The organism is Roseateles chitinivorans, assembly GCF_050632145.1.
In the GTDB taxonomy this organism is placed as follows: Bacteria; Pseudomonadota; Gammaproteobacteria; order Burkholderiales; family Burkholderiaceae_C; genus Roseateles; species Roseateles chitinivorans_B.
This window is the reverse complement of sequence record NZ_CP192577.1, coordinates 314,581-337,655: the sequence shown is the minus strand read 5'-3', so window position 1 is coordinate 337,655 and position 23,075 is coordinate 314,581. Positions and strand designations below refer to the sequence as shown.

At 68.8% G+C, this 23,075-nt stretch carries 14 protein-coding genes and 2 pseudogenes; 7 read left to right on the top strand and 9 right to left on the bottom strand.

Annotation, left to right across the window (positions count from 1 at the left end; genetic code table 11):
* Positions 1-278: 278 nt before the first annotated feature.
* Positions 279-4,181, top strand: coding sequence for a DUF3683 domain-containing protein (locus ACQ86G_RS01565; RefSeq protein ID WP_431261306.1), 3,903 nt, complete (start codon positions 279-281; stop codon positions 4,179-4,181).
* Between the two features lie 73 nt (positions 4,182-4,254).
* Here ACQ86G_RS01565 and ACQ86G_RS01560 read toward each other — a convergent pair whose 3' ends face one another.
* The 4 genes and pseudogenes from ACQ86G_RS01560 to ACQ86G_RS01545 all read right to left on the bottom strand — a co-directional run bounded on the left by ACQ86G_RS01560 (position 4,255) and on the right by ACQ86G_RS01545 (position 10,536).
* The gene (locus ACQ86G_RS01560; protein ID WP_431259004.1) at positions 4,255-6,189 is read right to left on the bottom strand and encodes a methyl-accepting chemotaxis protein; all 1,935 of its coding nucleotides are present in this window, start codon (positions 6,187-6,189) and stop codon (positions 4,255-4,257) included.
* 282 nt (positions 6,190-6,471) lie between these two features.
* Positions 6,472-7,283: pseudogene (locus ACQ86G_RS01555) on the bottom strand (Bug family tripartite tricarboxylate transporter substrate binding protein).
* A gap of 262 nt (positions 7,284-7,545) precedes the next feature.
* On the bottom strand, positions 7,546-8,088 hold the full coding sequence (locus ACQ86G_RS01550) for a hypothetical protein (protein WP_431259003.1): 543 nt from the start codon (positions 8,086-8,088) through the stop codon (positions 7,546-7,548).
* 411 nt (positions 8,089-8,499) lie between these two features.
* Complete coding sequence (locus tag ACQ86G_RS01545; RefSeq protein WP_431259002.1) at positions 8,500-10,536, bottom strand: M13 family metallopeptidase; 2,037 nt, start codon at positions 10,534-10,536, stop codon at positions 8,500-8,502.
* Between the two features lie 415 nt (positions 10,537-10,951).
* On the opposite strand from ACQ86G_RS01545, the gene ACQ86G_RS01540 reads away from it, so the two are divergent.
* The 3 genes from ACQ86G_RS01540 (at position 10,952) to ubiE (ending at position 14,184) form a co-directional block, all read left to right on the top strand.
* On the top strand, positions 10,952-12,760 hold the full coding sequence (locus ACQ86G_RS01540; RefSeq protein ID WP_431259001.1) for a S8 family peptidase: 1,809 nt from the start codon (positions 10,952-10,954) through the stop codon (positions 12,758-12,760).
* Between the two features lie 196 nt (positions 12,761-12,956).
* Positions 12,957-13,394 (top strand): gamma-butyrobetaine hydroxylase-like domain-containing protein, encoded by a 438-nt coding sequence (locus tag ACQ86G_RS01535; RefSeq protein ID WP_431259000.1) that lies wholly within the window; start codon positions 12,957-12,959, stop codon positions 13,392-13,394.
* A gap of 58 nt (positions 13,395-13,452) precedes the next feature.
* The gene (gene ubiE, locus ACQ86G_RS01530; RefSeq protein ID WP_431258999.1) at positions 13,453-14,184 is read left to right on the top strand and encodes a bifunctional demethylmenaquinone methyltransferase/2-methoxy-6-polyprenyl-1,4-benzoquinol methylase UbiE; all 732 of its coding nucleotides are present in this window, start codon (positions 13,453-13,455) and stop codon (positions 14,182-14,184) included.
* Positions 14,185-14,305: 121 nt separating this feature from the next.
* Here ubiE and ACQ86G_RS01525 read toward each other — a convergent pair whose 3' ends face one another.
* Both ACQ86G_RS01525 and ACQ86G_RS01520 read right to left on the bottom strand, forming a co-directional pair.
* On the bottom strand, positions 14,306-14,554 hold the full coding sequence (locus ACQ86G_RS01525; protein ID WP_431258998.1) for a hypothetical protein: 249 nt from the start codon (positions 14,552-14,554) through the stop codon (positions 14,306-14,308).
* 60 nt (positions 14,555-14,614) lie between these two features.
* Positions 14,615-15,679 carry a flavodoxin family protein gene (locus ACQ86G_RS01520; protein WP_431258997.1) on the bottom strand — a complete coding sequence of 355 codons (1,065 nt, stop codon included), beginning with the start codon at positions 15,677-15,679 and terminating at the stop codon, positions 14,615-14,617.
* A gap of 390 nt (positions 15,680-16,069) precedes the next feature.
* Here ACQ86G_RS01520 and ACQ86G_RS01515 point away from each other — a divergent pair, with 390 nt between their 5' ends.
* The 3 genes from ACQ86G_RS01515 to ACQ86G_RS01505 are packed head-to-tail and all read left to right on the top strand — an operon-like array spanning position 16,070 to position 19,280.
* The gene (locus ACQ86G_RS01515; protein ID WP_431258996.1) at positions 16,070-16,789 is read left to right on the top strand and encodes a PEP-CTERM sorting domain-containing protein; all 720 of its coding nucleotides are present in this window, start codon (positions 16,070-16,072) and stop codon (positions 16,787-16,789) included.
* 23 nt (positions 16,790-16,812) lie between these two features.
* A complete protein-coding gene (locus ACQ86G_RS01510) occupies positions 16,813-17,865 on the top strand; it encodes a hypothetical protein (protein WP_431258995.1) in 1,053 nt (350 codons plus the stop codon).
* On the top strand, positions 17,835-19,280 hold the full coding sequence (locus ACQ86G_RS01505; RefSeq protein ID WP_431258994.1) for an Ig-like domain-containing protein: 1,446 nt from the start codon (positions 17,835-17,837) through the stop codon (positions 19,278-19,280). The genes ACQ86G_RS01510 and ACQ86G_RS01505 overlap by 31 nt, the downstream gene beginning before the upstream one ends.
* Positions 19,281-19,374: 94 nt before the next feature.
* Here ACQ86G_RS01505 and ACQ86G_RS01500 read toward each other — a convergent pair whose 3' ends face one another.
* The 3 genes and pseudogenes from ACQ86G_RS01500 to ACQ86G_RS01490 form a co-directional block, all read right to left on the bottom strand.
* On the bottom strand, positions 19,375-20,337 hold the full coding sequence (locus tag ACQ86G_RS01500) for an IS110 family transposase (protein WP_431258179.1): 963 nt from the start codon (positions 20,335-20,337) through the stop codon (positions 19,375-19,377).
* A 246-nt stretch (positions 20,338-20,583) separates the two neighbouring features.
* Positions 20,584-22,097, bottom strand: a pseudogene (locus ACQ86G_RS01495) (TolC family protein).
* An 8-nt stretch (positions 22,098-22,105) separates the two neighbouring features.
* Entirely contained in the window at positions 22,106-23,074 is a 969-nt protein-coding gene (locus tag ACQ86G_RS01490; RefSeq protein ID WP_431258993.1) for an efflux RND transporter periplasmic adaptor subunit, read from the bottom strand.
* Between the last annotated feature and the right edge of the window lies 1 nt (position 23,075).

Here is a 23,075-nt window from a genome sequence, read left to right as displayed (position 1 = left end):
TAGAGTCCCTCGCCCGGGATTGCCCTCTGGTGGTGGGTTAGGATTCCGACCATTGCCCAGACCGGGCCGGCCGCCGATCGCGGCCTTTCGCGAACGCCCCTTCCACGCCTGTGTCCAGCCGGCGCGGGGACCACAAGTCCGGGGCGCTGTCCGGTCCACGGCCGCAGCTCTCTCCGCTTGTCTTTCCAGCCTGGCATCGGTGTTCGCTCCCTGGACGCCGGCCTGCCGCAACCCCGGTGCGCGAGCACCTGGCCGCCATGAATGCACCGCATCTGCTGATGCCCGCCGACCCCGCGATGGCCGGCGACCTGAACCAGCCGCACGCGCCCGCCGCCCGGCTGCGCGAGATTCCGTACAACTACACGTCCTTCTCCGATCGCGAAATCGTCCTTCGTCTGCTCGGCGCCCGCGCCTGGGAGTTGCTGGACCAGCTGCGCACCGAGCGCCAGACCGGCCGATCCGCGCGGATGCTGTACGAGGTGCTGGGCGACATCTGGGTGGTGCAGCGCAATCCGTATCTGCAGGACGACCTGCTGGACAACCCCAAGCGTCGCGAGGCGCTGATCGGCGCGCTGCGCCATCGTCTGGGCGAAGTGCAGCGTCGTCGTCATCCGGAGGACGACGCCAAGCGCGACGCCTGGGTCGGCGAACTGCTGACCGCGGCCGAAGCGGCGGTGGCCGCGTTCTCGCACCAGTTCGAGCAGGTGGCGGAGCTGCGCAAGCGCGCGGTGAAGGTCTTCGCGAAGATCACCGCCAAGGACAACGTCAAGTTCGACGGCCTGTCGCGCGTCTCGCACGTGACCGATGCGACCGACTGGCGCGTCGAGTACCCCTTCGTCGTCCTGACCCCCGACACCGAGGCCGAGATGGCCGCGCTGGTGGCCGGCTGCTTCGAACTGGGCCTGACGGTGATCCCGCGCGGCGGCGGCACCGGCTACACCGGCGGCGCGGTGCCGCTGGTGTGGAACAGCGCGGTGATCAACACCGAGAAGCTCGAGGCCATGCGCGGCGTCGAGATGCAACGCCTGCCGGGCCTGGACCGGGACGTCCCGACCATCTGGACCGAGGCCGGCGTGGTCACGCAGCGCGTGTCGGACCTGGCGGAGCTGCACGGCTTCGTCTTCGCCGTCGACCCGACCTCGGCCGAAGCCTCATGCATCGGCGGCAACGTCGCGATGAACGCCGGCGGCAAGAAGGCGGTGCTGTGGGGCACGGCGCTGGACAACCTCGCCTCGTGGCGCATGGTGACGCCGGACGCGAAGTGGCTCGAGGTCGTCCGCGTCAACCACAACCTCGGCAAGATCCATGACGTCGAGGTCGCGAGCTTCGACCTGCACTACTACGACGCGACCGGCAGGACGCTGGAGCGCACCGAACGCCTGGACATCCCCGGCCGCACCTTCCGCAAGGAGGGCCTGGGCAAGGACGTGACCGACAAGTTCCTCGCGGGCCTGCCGGGCATCCAGAAGGAAGGCTGCGACGGCCTGATCACCAGCGCGCGCTGGATCGTGCACCGCATGCCGGCGCACGTGCGCACGGTCTGCCTGGAGTTCTTCGGCAATCCGAAGGACTGCGTGCCGTCGATCGTCGACATCAAGGACTTCATGTTCGGCGAGATGAAGAAGCCGAACGGGGCGATCCTCGCCGGCCTCGAACATCTGGACGACCGCTACCTGAAGGCCGTCGGCTACGCGACCAAGAGCAAGCGCGGCGGGCTGCCGAAGATGGTGCTGATCGGCGACATCGTCGGCGACGACGCCGATGAAGTCGCGCGCGCCACCAGCGAGGTCGTGCGCCTGGCCAACGGCCGATCGGGCGAAGGCTTCGTCGCGGTCAGCGCCGATGCGCGCAAGAAGTTCTGGCTGGACCGCAAGCGCACGGCGGCGATCTCCAAGCACACGAACGCGTTCAAGGTGAACGAGGACGTCGTGATCCCGCTGCCCCGCATGGGCGAGTACACGCTGGGCATCGAGCGCATCAACATCGAGCTGTCGCTGCGCAACAAGCTGGCGCTGATCGACGCGCTGCGCACCTTCTTCGCCAACGGCAACCTGCCGCTGGGCAAGGGCGACGACGCCGGCGAGATCCCGAGCGCCGAGCTGCTTGAAGACCGCGTCGCGCAGGCGCTGGCGTTGCTGGACGAGACCGGCCTGCAATGGCGCACGTGGATGCAGGAACTGGACCTTCCCCGTGAAGGCGACCGGTCCTACTTCGAGCAGCTGCAGGACTACACGCTGCGCGCGAGCTGGAAGCGCCAGATCCTGAAGCCGCTGCAGGACGTCTTCGCGGGCGGCGCGTTCGCGCCCATCCTCGCGGAGTGCAAGCGCATCCACAAGGAGGTGCTGCGCGGTCGCGTCTGGGTGGCGCTGCACATGCATGCCGGCGACGGCAACGTGCACACCAACATCCCGGTGAACTCGGACAACTACGAGATGCTGCAGACCGCGCACGAGGCGGTCGCGCGCATCATGACGCTGGCGCGTTCGCTGGACGGCGTGATCTCGGGCGAGCATGGCATCGGCATCACCAAGCTCGAGTTCCTGAACGACGACGAACTGGCGGGCTTCGCCGGCTACAAGGCGCGCATCGATCCGGAGGGGCGCTTCAACAAGGGCAAGCTGCTGCGCCCGGGCACCGGCGGACAGGGCGGCCAGACGACCTTCGCCGACCTGACCAACGCCTACACGCCCAGCTTCGGGCTGATGGGCCACGAGTCGCTGATCATGCAGCAGAGCGACATCGGCGCGATCAGCGAGTCCATCAAGGACTGCCTGCGCTGCGGCAAGTGCAAGCCGGTCTGCGCGACGCACGTGCCGCGCGCCAACCTGCTCTACAGCCCGCGCAACAAGATCCTGGCGACCTCGCTGCTGGTCGAGGCCTTCCTGTACGAGGAACAGACGCGCCGTGGCGTGTCCATCAAGCACTGGGAAGAGTTCGAGGACGTCGCCGACCACTGCACGGTCTGCCACAAGTGCGTCAACCCGTGCCCGGTGAAGATCGACTTCGGCGACGTCACGATGAACATGCGCAACCTGTTGCGCAAGATGGGCAAGAAGAGCTTCCGTCCCGGCAACGCCGCGGCGATGCTGATGCTCAACGCGACCAATCCGGAGACGATCAAGATCGCCCGCGCGGCGATGGTCGGCGTCGGCTTCAAGGCCCAGCGCATCGCCAACAGCCTGCTCAAGCGCGTCGCGCGCAAGCAGACCGCCGCGCCGCGGGCGACGGTGGGGACCGCGCCGATCAAGGAACAGGTCATCCACTTCATCAACAAGAAGTTGCCGGGCGGCCTGCCGAAGAAGACGGCGCGCGCGCTGCTCGACATCGAGGACAAGGACTACGTCCCCATCATCCGCAACCCGCAGAAGACCTCGGCGGAAGCGGAGGCGGTCTTCTACTTCCCGGGTTGCGGGTCGGAGCGGCTGTTCAGCCAGGTCGGACTGGCGACGCAGGCGATGCTCTGGCACGCGGGCGTGCAGACGGTCCTGCCGCCGGGCTACCTCTGCTGCGGTTACCCGCAGCGCGGTTCGGGCCAGTTCGACAAGGCCGAGAAGATCATCACCGACAACCGGGTGCTGTTCCATCGCGTGGCCAACACGCTGAACTACCTTGACATCAAGACGGTGGTGGTCAGCTGCGGCACCTGCTACGACCAGCTCCAGGGCTACAAGTTCGAGGACATCTTCCCCGGCTGCCGCATCATCGACATCCACGAGTACCTGCTCGAGAAGGGCATCCAGCTCGACAGCAAGCAGGCCTACCTCTATCACGACCCCTGCCATTCGCCGATGAAGCTGCAGGAGCCGATGAAGACGGTGAAGGCGCTCGTCGGCCCCGAGGTGATGAAGAGCGAGCGCTGCTGCGGCGAGAGCGGCACGCTCGGCGTCACGCGGCCGGACGTGTCGACCCAGGTCCGCTTCCGCAAGGAAGAGGAGCTGCGCAAGGCGGAGACGCAGTTGCGTGACGCCGGCAAGGTGGGCGCGCAGGAGAACCTCAAGATCCTCACCAGCTGCCCGTCCTGCCTGCAAGGACTCAGCCGCTACGGCGACGACATGCAGAACGGCCTGCTCGAGGCGGACTACATCGTCGTCGAGATGGCCCGCAAGATCCTCGGGGAGAACTGGATGCCCGAGTACGTCGCCAAGGCCAACAACGGGGGCATCGAGCGGGTGCTGGTCTGAAGGCCTGCCCCGGCTGGAGCGCCAACGAAAAGCCCGCCTTCCGGCGGGCTTTGTTTTTGGGCGGGCCGTCGCGTCAGACGCGGAACTGTCCGACCTGCGCCACCAGCCGATGCGCCTGCTCCCGCAGGCTTTCCGCCGCGGCGGTGCTTTCCTCGACCAGCGCGGCGTTCTGCTGCGTGCCTTGATCGAGCTGGGCGACGGCGCCGTTGATGCGCGTCACGCCTTGCGATTGCTCGCGCGACGCGGTGGAGATCTCTCCGATGATGTCGGTGACCCGCTTCACGCTGGTGACGATGTCGCGCATCGCTTCGCCGGTGTCGCCGACGAGCTTGGCGCCGGACTCGACGCGCTCACCGCTGGCGGTGATCAGTCCCTTGATCTGCTTGGCGGCTTCCGCGCTGCGCTGGGCCAGGTGACGGACCTCGGAGGCGACGACCGCGAAGCCGCGGCCCTGCTCGCCGGCGCGCGCGGCTTCCACCGCGGCATTCAGCGCCAGGATGTTGGTCTGGAAGGCGATGGAGTCGATCGTGCCGATGATGTCGCCGATCTGGCGGCTGGCGGCGGAGATCTCGTCCATCGTGGTCACGACCTGGGCGACGACGTTGCCGCCGCGCTGGGCCGCGCGATCCGACTCGCCGACGAGTTGATGGGCCTGCGCGGCCGACGCGGCGGTCTGGCTCATCGAGCTGGCGAGTTCCTCCAGCGCGGAGGCGGTCTCCTGCAGGTGGCTGGCCGACTGCTCGGTGCGCGCCGACAGGTCGCGGCTGCCCGCGGCGACTTCCGCCGAGGCGGTGCCGATGGAATCGCTGGCCTGGCGCACCTCGTTGATGGTGCGCGACAGCTGCTGCCGCATGCGCTCCACGCCTTCGGCCAGCGCGCCCAGGTCATCCTGCTGGCGCACGAGCACCGGACGGGTGAGGTCGCCCGCCGCGACCGCGCTGACGGCCTCGTTCAGGTCGGCCAGCGGGCGGCCGACCCAGCGCCCGAGCATCCAGGTCACGCCCAGGCCCAGCAGCACGACGGTCGCGAGGATCAGGCCCCACAGCACCCACAGCGTCGTGTTGTGCGCCGCCAGCGCCTGCGCGCGCGACGCTTCCGCGACGACCCACCAGCCGGTGGCCTCGGACTTGCGGGCCACGGCGAACGCATCCTTGTAGCTGTCGCCGTAGACGGCCTCGACCTTCTCCAGCACGCCGTCGCCATCGTTGGTCAGCGTCTTGACGTACTGCTCGGCCTGATCGGCCGGCATCACTTCCGACAGCTTCTTGCCCTGCGCGCGCGGGTGGGCGCGCAGCAGCGCGTCGGCCGGCGTCTTGCCCGGATCCAGCAGGTAGAGCCCGCCGCTGCCGTAGAGCTTGACCGCGTCGGCCATCTTCACGAGTTCCTGCTGCAGGCCGCGCATGTCGAAGCCGATGAACAGGATGCCGACGACCTTGCCGCCGGCGTCCTTGATCGGCGAGTAGCGCGTCATGTACGGCACCTTGAACAGCGTCGCCGGCCCCACGTAGGTGTCGCCGCCGGAGAGCTTGCCGTAGGCGGCCCCGGCGCGGTCCAGCGTCGTGCCGACGGCGCGGGAGCCGTCTTCCTTCTTCAGCGAGGTCGTGATGCGGATGAAATCGTCCGAGCCCTTGCGCGCGAAGATCGTCGCCACGCCGCCGGTCCGGCGCGTGAAGCGGTCCACCGCGTCGAAATTGCCGTTGAGCTTCTGGCCGTTGAAGGCCAGCTCGCCGTCGCCGTCCAGCGTGAAGGCGCCGCCTTCGAAGTCGCCGGCCAGCACGTCGTACAGCCGGTTGGCCGAATCCCGCGCCGTGCGGTCCAGGGCATCCGCGACGCGCGCCACCGAGGCGGCCTCCGCCGACATGTAGTCCAGCGTGCGCTGCTGCGCCTGGTTGGTCAGCACCCAGGACAGGGTGCCGCAGATGACGATCAGGAGCACCGCGATCGCAGCACTGGACCAGATGGAAACGCGACGGGCCACCGTCGCGCGCACGGCATTGTTGTTGTTCATGACCGGACGGCTCCGCGGAGAGGCGGAACGGGAGTGGTTGGGGGAGGTCTCCTAGCGCGTCGTTGTCGTTTTGTCTTTGCGCAGCGTCAAACTGTATTGCGTATGGCAGCGTCCGAGGCCGTTTCACGTATCGCCCTTCGAGGGATAACCCGGGGCTATTTCACGGACACGTGAAGTAATGAGCGCGGGCCGCCCTCAGAGGAGGACAGCGCTATCACCCCGGGATCGGCAACCGACCGGACGGTCGATCTTTCCCGCGGGTCGTCCGGCCCGCCCGATGCGTCATTCCGCCGAGATGCCGCGGCTGCGGATCAGCGCGTGCCACTTCAGGGTTTCGGCCTGGATGAAACGGGCCAACGCGGCGGCATCGCCCGGTGCGACTTCCAGGCCGAAATCCTCCAGCCGGGCCTTGAGTTCCGGTTGGGAGAGCGCTTTCCCGAGTTCGACGCCCAGGCGCGCGACGATCGTCTCGGGCGTGCCTTTCGGAACGAAGAGGCCCTGCCAGGCGCTGACCTCGACACCGGTCACGCCGGTCTCGTCGACGCTGGGCACGTCGGGCAGTGCGGCGATGCGCCGGGGGCGAGCACCGCCAGCGCCTTCAGTTTGCCCGCGCGCAGATGGGGCAGGGCGGCGGCGGTGTCGAGGATGCCCATGGGCACGACCCCGGCGATCAGGTCCTGCGTCGAGAACGCCGTGCCGCGGTAGGGCACGTGGACGATGTAGCTGTTCGTGCGGTCTTTCAGCAGCTCCATCGCCAGGTGGTGCGGGCTGCCGACGCCGGGGGAGGCGTAGCTGTACTTCCCCGGCCTCGACTTGATGGTGTCCAGCCACTGCTTCGCCGAGCTGAACCCGGCGTTGGGGTTGACCACCAGCAGCAGCGGGAAACGGGCCATGAAGCCGACCGGCGCGAAGTCCGCCGGCGAGTAGGGCAGCTTCTTGTAGAGCGCGCTGTTGAACACCATCGCGCCGTTGTCGCCGGTGAGGATCGTGTAGCCGTCCGGCGGCGACTTGGCGGCGTTGTCGGTGCCGATGATGCCGGCCGCGCCGGGCTTGTTGTCGATGACCAGGGTCTGCCCCAGCGCCTTGCCGAGCACCGGCGCCAGCTGGCGCGCGAGGAAGTCGGAGCCGCCGCCTGCCGGATAGGCCACCACCCACCGCACCGGCTTGGCGGGCCAGCTCTGCGCGTGCGCCACCCCGGGCCAACCGAGTGCGCCGGCGGTGGCGCCCAGGGCGCCCGTGATCAGCAGGGAACGGCGCGCGGCATCGGGGGGCGGACGGGCATGGGGCGGGTCTCCGGGTGGTCGTGCCGGCCATCCTAGCCAGCCGCCGGGGGAGCGCCCTCCCGGAACAACCCGATCAGCGCCCGTCGACCATCGCCGCGCTGGCCGGGCCGGTCGCCGCGCCTGCGGCCGTGGGCGCCATCTCGAGCAGCGCGATGCGCCCGCCGCTGTCGTCGCCCGAGGCCTCGTTGCTGAAGGCCACCTGCATCACGTAGAGCGTGTCGCGCGCCGCACCCTGGCACTGCAGCGCACGCACGGCGCGGCGCAGCGGGACGCGGTAGACGAGGAGGCCGCGCTCCTGCACGTCGCTGATGACCTGGCCGTTGAGCCGGAAGCTGATGGTGGAGAGGCCTTCCTTGCCTTCCAGGTACTGGACCCGGTTCAGCCGGTCGCTGAGTGCCTTGTCGACGCCGGGGCAGGTGGCCCGCACGTCGGTGCGCGGCGTCTCGCCGGGGCGGCGGCCGGAGATTTCCACGCGCTGCAGGTCGTCGGGGGCGGCCTGCGCGGCACCGGCGGCCAGGACGGCGAAGACCGCGCCGGCCGCGAGGCTGGTGGCGGCGCGCAGGAGGTTCGTGCGAGCGGGGCGGACCGGAAGGGTGGGGCGGGTGGTGGCGTGCATGTCGTGCTCCTGTGGGCTGAGGAACCGTCGCGACCCGCATCACGGTGGCGGAACGATCGGTCTTTTTTCAGCGTAGGCAGCACCCGGGCATCGACCAAGCGGCACGCGACCAAGCGTCGAAGCCGAGGCCTCAAGCGCCCGAATATCGCGATGAAATGCACGTCGGACCGACAGGCCGTGAATCGACTTTCCCCAGTATCCATCGGGTGAAAAGTCATGCATGACGTTTGTCGTCGGAGCCTGTGACGAGGCGGTGACAAGACCTGACCCTGTGCATGAGGCGCCGGGCCCATGACTTCCGCGCGCCGGTCCCGAAAGGCATGGGTCCTGAATGGCACGGGGCTTGCCGCGCCTCACGGCGGGCAGGCCCCGGAGGTCGCGGCGAGCGCTCGCCGCGACGGGCTCAGCGCGTCACCACACCTTGATCGGGTCGGCGGCCACCATGGCGTCGCCGCCCTTGCAGCTGAAGGCCTTGGCGAACTCCGGCATGTTGGACATCGGCGCCAGCACGCGGAACTTGCCCGGCGAATGCGGATCGGTGCGCAGCTGGTTCAGCAGCGCCGCCTCGCGCGACTTGTTGCGCCAGACCATGGCGTTGGACAGGAAGAAGCGCTGCTCCTGCGTGAAGCCGTCGATCTTGTCGGTCTTCCCCGTGCGGCGCAGCGCGTTCTGCAGCGCGTCGAAGGCGATCGGCATGCCGGCCATGTCGGAGATGTTCTCGCCCAGCGTCAGCCGTCCGTCGATGTGCGTGCCCTTGACCGGCTCATAGCTCTCGTAGAGCGCCACGACGCGGTCGGCGCGGGCCTTGTAGTTCTCGGCGTCGGACGCGGTCCACCAGTCGTTGAGGCTGCCGATGCTGTCGAACTGCCGGCCGCGATCGTCGAAGTGGTGGACGATCTCGTGGCCGATCACCATGCCGATGCCGCCGTAGTTGACGGCGTCGTCGGCCTTGGCATCGAAGAACGGCGGCTGCAGGATGCCGGCGGGGAAGGTGATCTCGTTGAGGCCGCCGGCCTGCGCGTTCACGATGTAGGGCGACATCGTCCAGCGCGTGCGGTCGCTCGGGCGGTCCAGGTCCTTGATCTGCTCGCCGTGGAACCAGGCCGCGGCGCGCAGCTGGTTGCCGGCGAAGTCCTTCGGGTCCAGCGCCATGCCCTCGTACTTCGGCCAGGTCTCGGGCGCGCCGATCTTCGGCTGCATCGCGTCGAGCTTCTCCAGCGCCTTGACCTTGGTCTCGGGATTCATCCAGGCCAGGTTCTGGATGCGTGTCTTCATCGCAGCCTTGACGTCGCCGATCAGCAGTGTCGCGCGGCGCTGCGCCTCGGGCGAGAAGGCCTTGGACACGAACAGCTCGCCGAGCGCCAGTCCCAGCGGGCTGCCGCCGGTGCGGCCGCCGATCAGCTGGATGACCTCCTCGTTGCGCGGCATCGGCTGCTCCAGCCCGGAGATGGTCGCGCCGCGGTAGTCGAAGTCGGCCTCGGCGAAGGCCTTGGGCAGGCGGGCGGCGCTGTTCTCCAGCACCCGCATGCGCAGGTAGGTCTGCCAGGTGGCGAGGGGCACCTTGCCGGCCATCTGTGCGACGCGCGTCAGGAATGCGGGCTGCGCGACGATCAGCCGCTCGACGCCGCCTGCGCGCGTGTCGCTGCGCGTCAATGCCTTCAGATAAGCGTCCCAGGCCAGCCCCGGCGCCTTCTCGACGAGCTCCGGCGTCGTCATCGGGTTGTAGACCTTGAGCGGGTCGCGCAACTGCGCGCGCGGTGTCGTCGCATCGGCCAGTTGGCCCTCGAAGGCCATCAGCGCGTCGATGGTCGCCGGCGTGGCGTCGAAGCCGGCCGACGACAGCAGCCGCTGCGCATACAGCCGGTAGGCTGCGCGCAGCTTCTTCGCGATGTCGGTGTCCTTGAAGTAGTCGTCGCGATCCGGCAGGCCCAGGCCGGCCTGACCCAGCGTCAGCACGTGCACGCGGGTGTTCTTGACGTCGGCGCGCACGGCGGCGCCGACCGGCGCGGCGATGCCCACGCGGCCGAGCTGCGCCAGCGCGAAGGGCAGGTCGTCGGCCGACTTCATCGACGCGACCCGGTCCAGCAGCGGCTTGATCGGCTTCAGGCCCTGCGCCTCGATGGCGGCGCGGTCCATGCCGCTGGCGTAGTACGCGGCGACCTGCTTCAACCCCGGCGACTTCTGCAGCGCCGGTCTGGACAGCAGCTCCGCCAGCGCGTCGCCCAGCAGCCGGTCGTTGGCCACGCGCAGCGCATCGAAGCTGCCGATGCGGGTGCGGTCGGCCGGCAACTCGGTCCGGGCGACCCAGGGACCGTTCACATAGTCATAGAAATCCGCGCAGGGCTGCACATCGGGGGAGAAGCTCGCGACATCGAGCGCGCGGGCCGGCGCGGTGGCCAGGGCCAGGGTGGAGGCGGCCGCGGCGGCTATCAGGCGTAGAGGGAACATGGTTATTTGTCACCAATGTGTGGCGAAAACGACAAGCCGCACAGGCTAATCGAGCCCCTCCAACCCCGCCATCGGAGGCGTCCCGCGCATGGCTTCCGGCACCCCGGGCACGCCATCCGCGTGGCCGCGCAAACCGCGCGCAAACCTTACGAATCAGCGCTTTAGGTGTAAGAAAGGGGCGATTGGCGGACCAAATTGTGCGTTTGGACACAAAAAGGTTATAGGGGTATTCCTTCCTGTTAACTGTTGCAGGTGGGGGCGGTTGGCGTCCGACTGTCTTCCTACACTGCATCGCACGCCAATCGGATAGGCCGGTCGGCGTGCCCCACCAGAGGTGCCAACGCGCCAGGGCGTTCGGGGCTTTGCTGGCGTCGGTGAACCCGATGTCGATCGAGGAACTCTGGAGATGACAAGCATGTTGCGATTGAACAAGCTCAGCGTCGCGCTGGCTGTGGGTCTCGTCACGATGGGCGCCGCCCAGGCGGGCGTGTCGTCGGTGGACATCGACAAGGCCCCGCGGCAACTGAGCGAACAGACCGATCGTCTGATCGTGAAATACAAGGACGGCAGCACCGTCGTGCAAGGGCGCCTGGGCGCCGCGATCCAGGCGCAATCGGTGGCGAGCGATGCCATCGGCGCCCGTACCGAGCGCCTGCAGCAGCTGGCGGCTCCGCTGGGCGCCCGCCTGTCGCTGGTGCGCCAGATGGGCACCGGCGCCCATGTGTTCCGGCTGGACCGCCGGATGAACCTGCAGGAACTGCGCGAGCTGGGCAACCGCATCAAGGCACAGGACGCCAACGTCGAGTACGTCGAGCCCGACCGCAAGATGCACGCGCTGTTCGTGCCCAACGACACCAGCTACGGCCAGCAGTGGGACCTGTCCGAGACCGCCGGCGGCATCCGCGCGCCGCAGGCCTGGGATCAGGCGACCGGCAGCGGCGTGGTGGTGGCGGTGATCGACACCGGCTACCGGCCCCATGCGGACCTGTCGGGCCAGACCGTCGCCGGCTACGACATGATCGTGGACACCACGGTCTCGGTGGACGGCAACGGCCGTGACAACGACCCGAGCGACCCCGGCGACTTCAACGCCGCCAACGAATGCCAGGCCGGCGATCCGGCCGCCACCTCGAGCTGGCACGGCACGCACGTGGCCGGCACGATCGCGGCCAAGACCAACAACGGCCTGGGCGTGGCGGGCATCGCCTTCAACGCCAAGGTCCAGCCGATCCGCGTGCTGGGCAAGTGCGGCGGCTACACCTCCGACATCGCCGACGGCATGACCTGGGCGTCCGGTGGCAGCGTCTCCGGCCTGCCGACCAACACCACGCCGGCCAAGGTGCTGAACCTGTCGCTGGGCGGCGGCGGCGCCTGCGACACGACGACGCAGACGGCGATCAACGGCGCCCGTTCGCGCGGCGCCAGCGTCATCGTCGCGGCGGGCAACGAGAACCAGAACGCCTCCAACTCCAGCCCGGCCAACTGCTCGGGCGTGGTGGTGGTCGCGGCCACCGACCGCAACGGCGCGCGGGCGTACTACTCGAACTACGGTTCGATCGTGACGCTGGCGGCACCGGGCGGCGACGTGCGCTCCAGCGCCAGCAACGGCATCCTGTCGACGCTGAACGCCGGCACCAGCACGCCGGGCGCCGACAGCTACGCCTACTACCAGGGCACGTCGATGGCCACGCCGCACGTGGCGGGCGTCGCGGCGCTGATGTACAGCGCCAAGCCGACCGCGACGCCGGACGAGATCACGGCCGCGCTCAAGAGCAGCGCCCGGGCCTTCCCCGGCAGCTGCAGCCAGTGCGGCGCCGGCATCCTGGACGCCAACGCCGCCGTCACGGCGATCAAGGGCGGCGGCGGTGGCGGCGGCACGATCCCGGAGGTCGAGCCCAACAACAGCCGCACGGCGCCGCAGACGATCAGCGCGCCGGTCAAGGTGACGGGCAGCCTGTCCTCGTCCGACACCAACGACTACTTCAAGATCACGCTGCCGGCGGGCAAGACCCTCAGCGCGACCTTGACGCCGGCGGCCGGCAAGGACTTCGACCTGTACCTGCAGAACAGCAGCGGCACGCAGCTCAAGGCCAGTGAAAACGGCGCCGGCGCCGTCGACAGCTTCACATACACGAACAGCGGATCGTCCTCGATCGTCGTGTATGTGCGGGCGCTCTATTACTCGGGTGGCAGCGGGACCTACTCGCTCAACCTGAGCTGGTAATGCGCTCGCCAGGACTTGCCATGCTCCTCGTTTGGTAAGCCGGGTGCCTCGGGCCCGAACGGGGCTCCCGTTGAATCCCGCCAGTGAAAGCTGGCGGGATTTTTTCGCTGGCCCGGGGAATGGACGGCGGGCGTCGTGCGGGGGAGCGGGCCGCTACACTGCCGGCTCGATTTCCAACGCGTTCCCGCGCGGTTCCATGGCCGGTCTCGCCCCCAATTCGCCGCTTCCCACCGACATCGTCGTGCACCAGCAGTCCCGGGTGCTGGAGCTCGCCTTCACCGACGGCGCGCGGTTCCGCATCCCGTTCGAGCTGATGCGCGTGCGCAGCCCCTCGGCGGAGGTGCAGGGCCACGGTCCCGGCCAGGAGACGCTGCAGACCGGCAAGCGCGACGTCACCATCGTCGCGGTCGAGCAGGTCGGCCATTACGCGCTGAAGCCGACCTTCTCCGACGGTCACGACAGCGGCCTGTTCACCTGGGCCTATCTGTACGAACTCGGCCGCGACCAGGACGCCCTGATGCGCGATTACGAAGACAAGCTGGCCGCCGCGGGCCTGGACCGCGATGCGCCCATGGCGACGAAGGGCCCGGGCGGCCATTCGCACGGCGGCGGCGGCAGCTGCAGCAGCCACTGATCGATCGCCCTCCCGCGGCCATCGCCCCCCGACGCTCCCCATTCAGCAGGACCCCACCATGAGCTCCACCCATTTCGGCTTCGAGTCCGTCGACGAAACCGCCAAGGCCAAGCGCGTGCGCGGCGTGTTCGACTCGGTCGCGTCGCGCTACGACCTCATGAACGACCTGATGTCGATGGGGATGCACCGGGCCTGGAAGCTGTACACGCTGGCCGTGGCCAACCTCAAGCCGGGCGACCGCGTGCTGGACATCGCCGGCGGCACCGGCGACATGGCGCGGCTGTTCGCGAAGAAGGTCGGCGAGCGCGGCATGGTCGTGCACACCGACATCAACGAGGCCATGCTGCGCACCGGCCGCGAGCGGCTGATCGACGAGGGCATGGTCCTGCCGACCAACCTCTGCGACGCCGAGGCGCTGCCTTACAAGGACGGCTCCTTCGACCTGGTGTGCGTGGCCTTCGGCCTGCGCAACATGACGCACAAGGACCGGGCCCTCGCCGAGATGAATCGCGTGCTGCGCCCGGGCGGCCGGCTGCTGGTGCTGGAGTTCTCGCAGGTCGCCGAGCCGCTGCGCAAGACCTACGACTGGTATTCGTTCAAGATCCTGCCGCGCATCGGCTCGCTGATCGCCGGCGACGCCGACAGCTACCGCTACCTGGCGGAGTCGATCCGCATGCATCCGCCGCAGGCCGAGCTCAAGGCCATGATGAAGACGGCGGGCTTCGGCCACGTGGACGTGCACAACCTGACCGGCGGCGTCGTGGCGCTGCATGCGGGCATCAAGTGCTGACCCCCGCGCAAGCCTGAAGGCGGCAAAGGAGACCAGGGCCCCGAATGGGGCCCTGTCTCATTGGAGAACGGACATCGGCGGAGAAGCCGCGCGGGGTCGGCGCGGCATCGACGCCGAGGCGTCAGCAGGGCGCCTTCCATTCCCTGAGTTCGGTCGCGAGGATCGGATGGCCGTCCGAGTCCGCGCGGCGCGCGAGTTCGTCGACATTGCCCTCGGTGACGAACTCATGACCGACGCCCTTCACGAGCTGGCCGTAGACGCTGTCGAGGTCGTCGGCATCGACGTCGTTGTCGGTGGTAGGGAACGGCGGCACGTCGGCCGGCAGTTCCGGACGGAGTTGCTGCGTCGGACGGGAAGGGGAGTGGGCCATCGGAGTGCTCCTTGAGTCGATGAAGGCTGGGGGAGGTCGTACGGAATGGCGAGGCCGCCGTCACTTCGGGCGGACGGCCTGGCGATGGGGACGGGGCAGGTTTCCCTCCCGCAACTGCCGGACCGCGTCGCCGACCAGGTCGGCCACCAGGCGAACCTCGTTCTGCAGGGCCTCGTCGCGATCGAGCGCCTCGTGGCTGTTGAAGTAGGGCTCGAAGTAGCCGATGTAGCGGTCGAGTTGCGAGAGCTTGCCGGCGGCTATCAGCCCCATCCAGTCCAGCCAGTCGCCGAGGTTGCGCCGTTGCGCCTCCACACCGGCCACGTCACCGTGAACCACCAGGCCGTAGGCGCGGCCTTCGAGGTGCTTCGGGTAGTCCCAGCCCTGTTCCTCGATGGCCTTGGCTTCCTCGGCCTTCTTGCCATGGGTGGAGGTCGGATCCGGGTTGCCGCCGTCGGCGCAGACCAGACGATCGATCATGAGCTTCAGCGCGCTGGGCGACTGGTACCAGTAGGTCGGGGTCAGCAGGATCACGCCGTGCGCGGACACCCAGCGCTCATAGATCTCGTTCATCCAGTCGCTGGACTGGTCGAGCGCGTGGTTCGGATAGCAGCTGCAAGGCCAGTGGCAGAGCGGCATCGCGGTCGACACGCAGCCCTTGCAGGGATGGATCTGGCGCCCGTACTCCGAGGTGATCAGGCTCAGGTCGAGCACGTCGATGATCACGTCGTGGCGGCTGAGCTGCTCCTTGGCGATCTGCGTCAGACGCCAGGTCTTGGACATCTCGCCCGGGCAGGTGCCGTCATTGCGGTCGCTGCCGCAGACCAGCAGCACGCGTGAACGGGTCGCGGGATCGCTCCAGCGCTGCTGGGCCATCTTGAGGCGCTGATGCGTGTCCAGCCATTCGACCGCGACCTCGTACGACGGATCCTTGAAACCGTTGCCTGCCGGGCGTGTGATCGGTGCCTTGCGGCCTTCCTTCATCGCCTCGAAGGCGATGGTCTCCAGGCGGGCGATGGCCTCGTGCTCGGCACGGTAGGCCGGGTCCTGGAAACGACGCATGAAGCGCTCGTGGAACTGCTCGCGGGTCAGCGCCGCAGGCTGCTGGCCCTTGCGGATCACGGTCATCGGCGGCCTCTCGGGTGGCGGTGTGGACAGTATTCGAGGGACTGCCCGCCACGGCCGTCGGAGAGCGGCGCCTTCGACGGCAGGTCTTGTCCTACGGGCGTCGCAACCCCGGACTCATGACGGTGCGACCCGCACCGCGATCGCGATGTCAGCCCCGCCGTTGCACCGTGGCTGGGCCTATCTCCGGGAACATCCCCCTCAAACGCGGGGTGCGGCATTCCCGCCTCCGGGCTTCCCCGCAACCTGCTTGTCACGAAGCGACCCTACGCTCCGCCCGTTCCTTCACGTGCGTGAAGTCAAGCGCACAACATCACACATTTGCTGACAAAGTTTTGCCGTAAACGTTTGCGCAAACTTTTGATCCAACCAAAGCCAGTCCGAGGGGTCGCCATGACATTCAAATCCATCCTGCTCGCCGCAGGTCTTCTGCTGACGGGTATTGCGCAGGCCGACACCGTCGCGCTCTGGAGCTACAGCCCCGACCGCGGCGGCATCGTCTCCACCAAGCCGACGTACACCGACAACGGCAACGCGTCCTTCGACCCGCTGGGCGTCAGCACCACCTTCGTCAGCCAGTCGGGCTCGTCGGACACCACCGCCGGATCGATGGCGCTGAACACCGCCGGCTACGCCGCGCAAGGCACCGGCGACCGCACGACCGGCGTGCGGTTCTCGATCGACACCACCGGCTTCCAGGACATCGTCCTGACCTTCGACCAGCGCAACAGCGCCACCGCGTCCGCCTGGACCGCGCTGCAGTACACGCTCGACGGCGAGAACTGGATCGAGGCCACCACCTTCCGCATGCTGCGCGACAGCGTCTTCGTGAAGGGCCTGGGCTTCGACTTCTCCGACATCGCCGGCGTCGACAACAACGCCAACTTCGCCGTGCAGCTGGTCAGCATGTTCGCGCCCGGCACGCAGGGCTACGTCGGCACCGGCGGCAACTACGGCACCGGCGGCACCATCCGCTACGACATGGTGCTGTTCGCCGGATCCCTGATCCCCGAAGTCGAGGTGCCGGAAGTGCCCGAGCCCGCCTCGATCGCGCTGAGCCTGGTCGCGCTGGGCGCGATGGGCGTGAGCATCCGCCGCCGCAAGCAGGCCTGAACCCCGTCGAGGAGAACACCCCCATGAACTTCCGCACCCTGTTCCCCGTCACCGGACGCGCCGTGCTGCGCGTCACCACGCTGAGCGCGATGGCCGTCGTGCTGACCGCCTGCGGCGGCGGCCTCAACGGCGAGAAGTCGCAGACGCAGTCGCAGGCCACCACGCCCGACGACCGCGCGACCGCGCTGACCGCCGATCCCGCGGCCAAGTACCCCGACCATCACGAGTTCGACGCCGCGCTCGACGTGCCGTTCACCGGCGCCGAAGGCACCGGCGCCCGCGACTTCGCGGTGCATCTGGACTATGTCGGCGCGCCTGCCGGCACGCTGCTGGCCTACCGCGTCGAGCTGCGCTCGCCCGCCGGTGCCGTCGTCAAGCGCTGGAGCGGCGTCGAGAAGTACGCCGGCGACGTCAAGAGCGTCACGCTGAACTGGGCCGGCCGCGGCAACGCCGGCCTGCCGGACGGCATCTACACCGCGACGCTGACCGCGCTCAGCGCGAAGGCGGAGACGGCGCTCAAGGGCTTGGACGCCGAGGCGCAGTTCGCCGAGATCCTCGCCGCGCAGCAGGCCGGCGACGGCGGCCACGCGGTCGAGCAGAGCTGGAACTTCGCCCTCGGCAAGCCGGCCAAGATCGCGATGGGCACGCTGCGTCCGCTGGCCAGGGGCGCCTCGGGCGAGGCCGACCAGCGCGTGCGCGCGCAGTCGGCGGTGATCGGCGCGGGCTCCTGGCCCTACACGATCTACTACGGCAGCTTCCACGGCCAGACCAACGACTCCGACGGCGGCGGCGCCATCGGCAGCTGCAGCTCGTCGCAGCCGGCGCAGACCGGCGCCTTCGGCCCCGACGCGGCCTTCCCGTACGCCAAGAGCGCGGGCCTGGACATCTTCGCCAACACCGACCACAACCATTACTACGACGGCTCGTCGAGCACCAACACCGGCGGCAGCGCCACCGCGGCCAAGGCGCGCTACCAGCGCGGCCTGCAGATCGCGGCCGACTACACCGCGTCCACGCCCGGCTTCCTGGCCGTGTACGGCATGGAGTGGGGGTCATCAGCAACGGCGGCCACCTGAACATCTTCAACAGCAACGAGCTGTTCTCCTGGGAATACAACGCGCAGAACGAGCTCTTCGGCGACCGCTACATCGCCAAGAGCGACTACGCGACGCTGTACTCGGTGATGCGCGCGCAAGGCCTGATCGGCCAGTTCAACCACCCGGACTCGAGCGGCCAGTTCATCATCAACGGCACCGACATGGCCTACAGCGCCGACGGCGACGAGGTGATGGTGATGTCCGAGGTGATGAACACCTCGGCGTTCTCGTCCAACACGACCGAGACCGAGACCTCGCGCAGCTCGTACGAGGGCTCGTGGAAGAAGCTGCTGGAGCGCGGCTTCCACGTCGCGCCGGCGACCAACCAGGACAACCATTGCGCCAACTGGGGCAAGTCCTACACCAACCGCACCGCGGTGCTGATCCCCACGGGCACGCCGCTGAGCAAGGCCGCGCTGGTCGACGCGCTGAAGGCGCGCCGCGTCTTCGCGACGCTGGACAAGAACTCGCAGCTGATCTTCAGCGCCAACGGCAGGATCATGGGCGAGCGCTTCGACAACGCCGGCGCGCTGTCGCTCAACGTCGGGTTCTACAACCCGAACGGCCGCACGGTGGTGCAGACCGAGATCTGGGAAGGCGTCCCCGGCCGCAACGGCACGGTCACGCTGCTGAGCAGCAACCCGACCGCCACCGTCACGCCGGCCAACGGCAAGCACTTCTACTACGCCAAGGTCACGCAGGACGACGGCAAGGTGCTGTGGTCCGCGCCGATCTGGGTCAACCAGGGCGTCAGCGGCGGCGACACCACGCCGCCGTCGGTGACGGCCGCGGTGAACGGCACCACCGGCACGATCACGTTCTCCGCCACCGCCAGCGACAACGTCGGCGTGACGCAGGTCGAGTTCTGGCTGGACGGCGCGCTGCGCGACATCGACACGACGGCGCCGTACTCGATCGACGTCAACTCGACCCAGCTGACCAACGGCACGCACAGCCTGGCGGCCAAGGCCTACGACGCGGCCGGCAACACGACGACCTCGACGCCGGTGAGCTTCACCATCAACAACGTCGTCGACGCGGCCGATGAAGTCGAGCCCAACAACACGATCGCCGCCGCGAATGCGCTGGGCAGCCGCAACCAGCTGACGGGCTTCATCGGCTCGGCCAGCGACATCGACTTCTTCAAGGTCACCCTGGCCGCCAACCAGCGCCTGCGCGTGGACATGACCGGCCCGACCTCGCCGAGCATCGACTACGACCTGTACGTGGTGAAGTCCACCGGCACCGGCCTGGCGCGCTCGGAAGCGGTCGGCAGCACGGAATCGCTGACGTACCAGAACGGCGCGACCGCGCAGACGGTCTACATCAAGGTGATGTCGTACGCGGGATCGAGCACGACCGCGCCCTACAAGCTGACGATCAGCTATCCGTGATGAAGGAACACGGCCGCTGAGGGGCGGCCGAGGAGGAGGAGGCGCGAGCGCACTCACTCTTGCTCCCTCTCCCGCTTGCGGGAGAGCAACCGTGTCAAGCGACGGTGGGATTTCTCCAAGGCTCACCGGACTTGAGGATGGCGTTGAGGATGATCAGTAGCTTGCGCATGCACGCGGTCATGGCGACCTTGTAGGGCTTGCCTGAGGCGCGTAGGCGCGAGTACAGCTCCTTGATCGGCCCGTTGCAGCGCCTGGCGGTGAGCGCGGCCATGTACAGCACCGCGCGCACGTCTGCTCGTCCGCCCTGGATGTAGCGCTGGCCGCGCCGCCTGCCGCTGTCGTCGGCCATCGGCGCCAGCCCCACCAGCGCCGCCAGGCGCTTACGGTCCAAGCTGCCCAACTCAGGCAAGCGTCCCAGCAGCATCGAGATCGTGACTCGGCCAATGCCCGGCACGCTGTCCAACAGCTCGTACTTGGGCTGGTAGATCGTCGAGTCCTTCAAGCGACCGTCCAGATCCTTGTCGATCTCCTTGATCCGCTTGTCCAGCCACTCGATGTGATGTCGCACGCTCGTGCGCGCCACGTGCTTGACCGTGGCCAAGCGGTTCTTCTCCTGCGCGCGCATGGTCACCAGCTGCGCTCGTCGGTCCACCAACTCGATGATCTCTTGCTGCGTCTCGTCAGGCAGCGCGTACACCTGGGGGCGCATGCGATGGGCAAACTCAGCCAACACCTGAGCGTCCAGCCGGTCCGTCTTGGCAAGGACGCCGGCCGCCCGAGCGAAGTCGCGCACCCGCTTGGGATTGACCACGGCCACCGCGACGCCTGCTGCGCACAACTCGCTGGCCAGCGCTGCCTCGAAGCCACCGGTGGCCTCCAGCACCACCAGCGTCGGCGACAGTCGCTTGAGCTGATTCACCACCTCCGCCCGCCCAGCCTCATCGTTGTTCACCCGCGCAGTCAACTCGCCTGGCACGGCTGTGGTTGAACTGCAGACCTGGGCCGTATCCAGCCAAGCCTTGCAAACGTCGACGCCAACAAAGATCTCGTCGCTCATGACGTTGCCCTTCCTTGTGTTCGATACGGCCTCGATGGACCTCACAACCGTTCGGGCTATCCGTCACGGCGACCGAAGTAGGCCGCCACGACCCTCGCTCTCCCTCGGCATCGCGCCTTAGCGCCTACCCTGGGCGGATCGGCCTGTGGCGGCCTGGGCGTACTTTGCTACATACAAGGGCGGGGGTGAGGGCCTGCAGCCGTTGAAGTCAGAGGAAGGCGGTCCCGGGAAGGACCGCCTTTTTCGTTAGCGCGCCGCGTGCGCTTCCTGCTCGGTCCGCTCCGCGGACGATTCCCAGCCGCCGCCCAGCGCGAGGAACAGCTGCACCTGCTCGTCGATCAGCGTGGCCTCGGAGGCAGCCAGCGCGGCATCGCTCGCGGCCAGCGCCCGTTCGGCATCGAGCGCGTCCAGGTAGGCCACCTTGCCGCCCTGATACAGCCGCCGCGCCTGTCCGGCGACGATCGCCGCCTCGTCCCGCGAGGCCTGCAGCGCCGCGCGCCGGTCCAGCTCCCGCGCGTACTGGTTGAGGGCGGTCTCGGTCTCGCGCAGCGCGTTCAGCACCGTGCCGTCGAAACGGGCCGCGGCCTGTCGCGTGCCGGCCTCGGCCTGCACGATCCGCGCGTCGGCGATGCCGTTGTTCGGCAGCGTCCACGAGATCAGCGGACCGAGGCTCCAGCTCAGCGTGTCGCTCTTGCCGAAGCCCGCGAGCGTGCCCGCCGAGCCGGCCGACAGGCCCAGGCTGATCTTCGGATACCGGTCCGCGATCGCGACGCCGATGCGGGCCGTGGCCGCATGCAGTTCGCGCTCGGCCTGCCGGATGTCGGGCCTGCGGCGCAGCAGCGCGGCGCCGTCCCCGACCGGGAGGGTGCCGGTCACCTGGGGCGCGACATGGCAGTCGGCCAGCTCGCGCGGGAACTCCTCCGGCAATTCGCCGGTCAGCGTCGCGAGGCGGTACAGCGCCGATTGGCGCTGCGCCAGCAGGGCGGCAGCGCCGCGCGCAACTGCTGGAGCTGGCTGCGGGCGCGGGCGGCGTCGATCTCGCCGACGCGGCCCGCGCGCTGCAGGCGCTCGGTGACGTCGATCGCTTCGCGCTGCAGATCGACCGAGTGCTGTGCGGACGTGAGTCGCTGGCCGGTCGCGCAGGCTTCCGCATACGCGCGCGCCGTGCCCGCCGCGACGTTCACCTTGACGAGATCGAGCGCGGCCGACGCGGCTTCGGTGCTCGCGTGGGAGGACTCGATCGCACGCCGGATCTGGCCGAACAGATCGAGCTGGTACGACAGGCCCACCCCCGCGCTGTAGCGGTAGGTGTCGGGCGGCACGTAGTCCTTCTTCAGCATCGACAGGCCGGACGGGTGGCCGTAGCTCGGGCCGCCGTTGACGCTGACGGTCGGCTTCTCGCCGCCGGCGACTTCGGATTCGAGGGCCTGGACCCGTTCGAGGTTCGCCACGGCCTGGCGCAGGTCGGTGTTGCGCGCGAGCGCCTGCTCGACCAGTCCATCCAGCCGGGGATCCTGGAACAGACGCCACCAGTGCGGCGGCAGCGGTGCGGCGTCGAAGGGGGCCGAGGCTGTTGCCGAGCCCTTGGCATCAGCGTCAGCCTTCGCGGTCTCTGCGGCGCGTTGCTGTTCCAGGAAGTTCGCCGATGCGCGCGGCTTCAGCACGACGGCCTCGGCGGGCACCTGGTAGTCCGGGCCCTTCGGCGCGGTGGAGCAGGCCGCCAGCGCGGCGGCTGCGATCACCGCCAGCAGGGGCTTCATCGCGTTTCTCATGACTTCAACCCCGTCTTCATTGCCGCAGTGGTCGCCGTTGTCGCGGTCGTTGCGGTCGTTGCGGTCGTTGCGGTCGTCGCCGTGGGCGTCGATCCCGGAACCACCTGCACGGTGACCGTCTGCCCGGCGACGAGCCGCTCGCCCGCCGGCAGCGGATCGAGCTTCACCCGCACCGGCACGCGCTGCGGCAGCCGCACCCAGTTGAAGGTCGGGTTCACGCTGGGCAGCAGGTTGGCGCTGGTGCTGCGGTCGCGGTCGGCGATGCCGGCGGACAGGCTCTCCACGCGGCCGGTGAGCGCGCGGCTCGCGCCCATCGGCTTGACCTCGACGGCGTCGCCGACGTGGATGCGGGGCAGCTTGGTTTCTTCGAAGTAGCCCTCGACGTAGAGCGAGCCCGCATCCACCAGCGCGAGCACCGGATGGCCGGCGCTCGCGTAGGCGCCCTGACGCAGGTCGAAGTTGGTGATCGTGCCGGCGGACGGCGCACGGATCTCGGCGCGCGCCAGATTGAGCTTCGCGCTGTCGACGGCCACCTCGGCCTGTGCGACGGCGGCGCGCGCCTGCTCCGCACGGCTGCGGGTCTGTTCGCTCGCTTCCTGGGAGACCAGCGTGCCGAGACCGCGGTTGCGGTCCGCCTCACGCAGCGCCTGCGCCAGCACGACCTTCTGCGCCGACAGCTGCGCCTGCGATTGCCGCAGCGCGAGCTCGAAGCGCGCGCGGTCGACCTCGAACAGCAGCGCGCCGGCGGCGACCTGCTGGTTGTCCTGCACCGGCACGGCGGTCACCAGGCCGGAGACATCCGGGGCGATCTGCACGACGTTGGCGCGCACGCGGCCGTCGCGCGTCCACGGTTGGAGTTCGTAGCGGTCCCAGAGCTTGCCGGCCGCCCACAGGGCGCCGCCCACCACCGCCAGGGTGACGGCCATCGAGATCACGCGGCGGAAGGGAAAGGAGGAAGTGTTCATG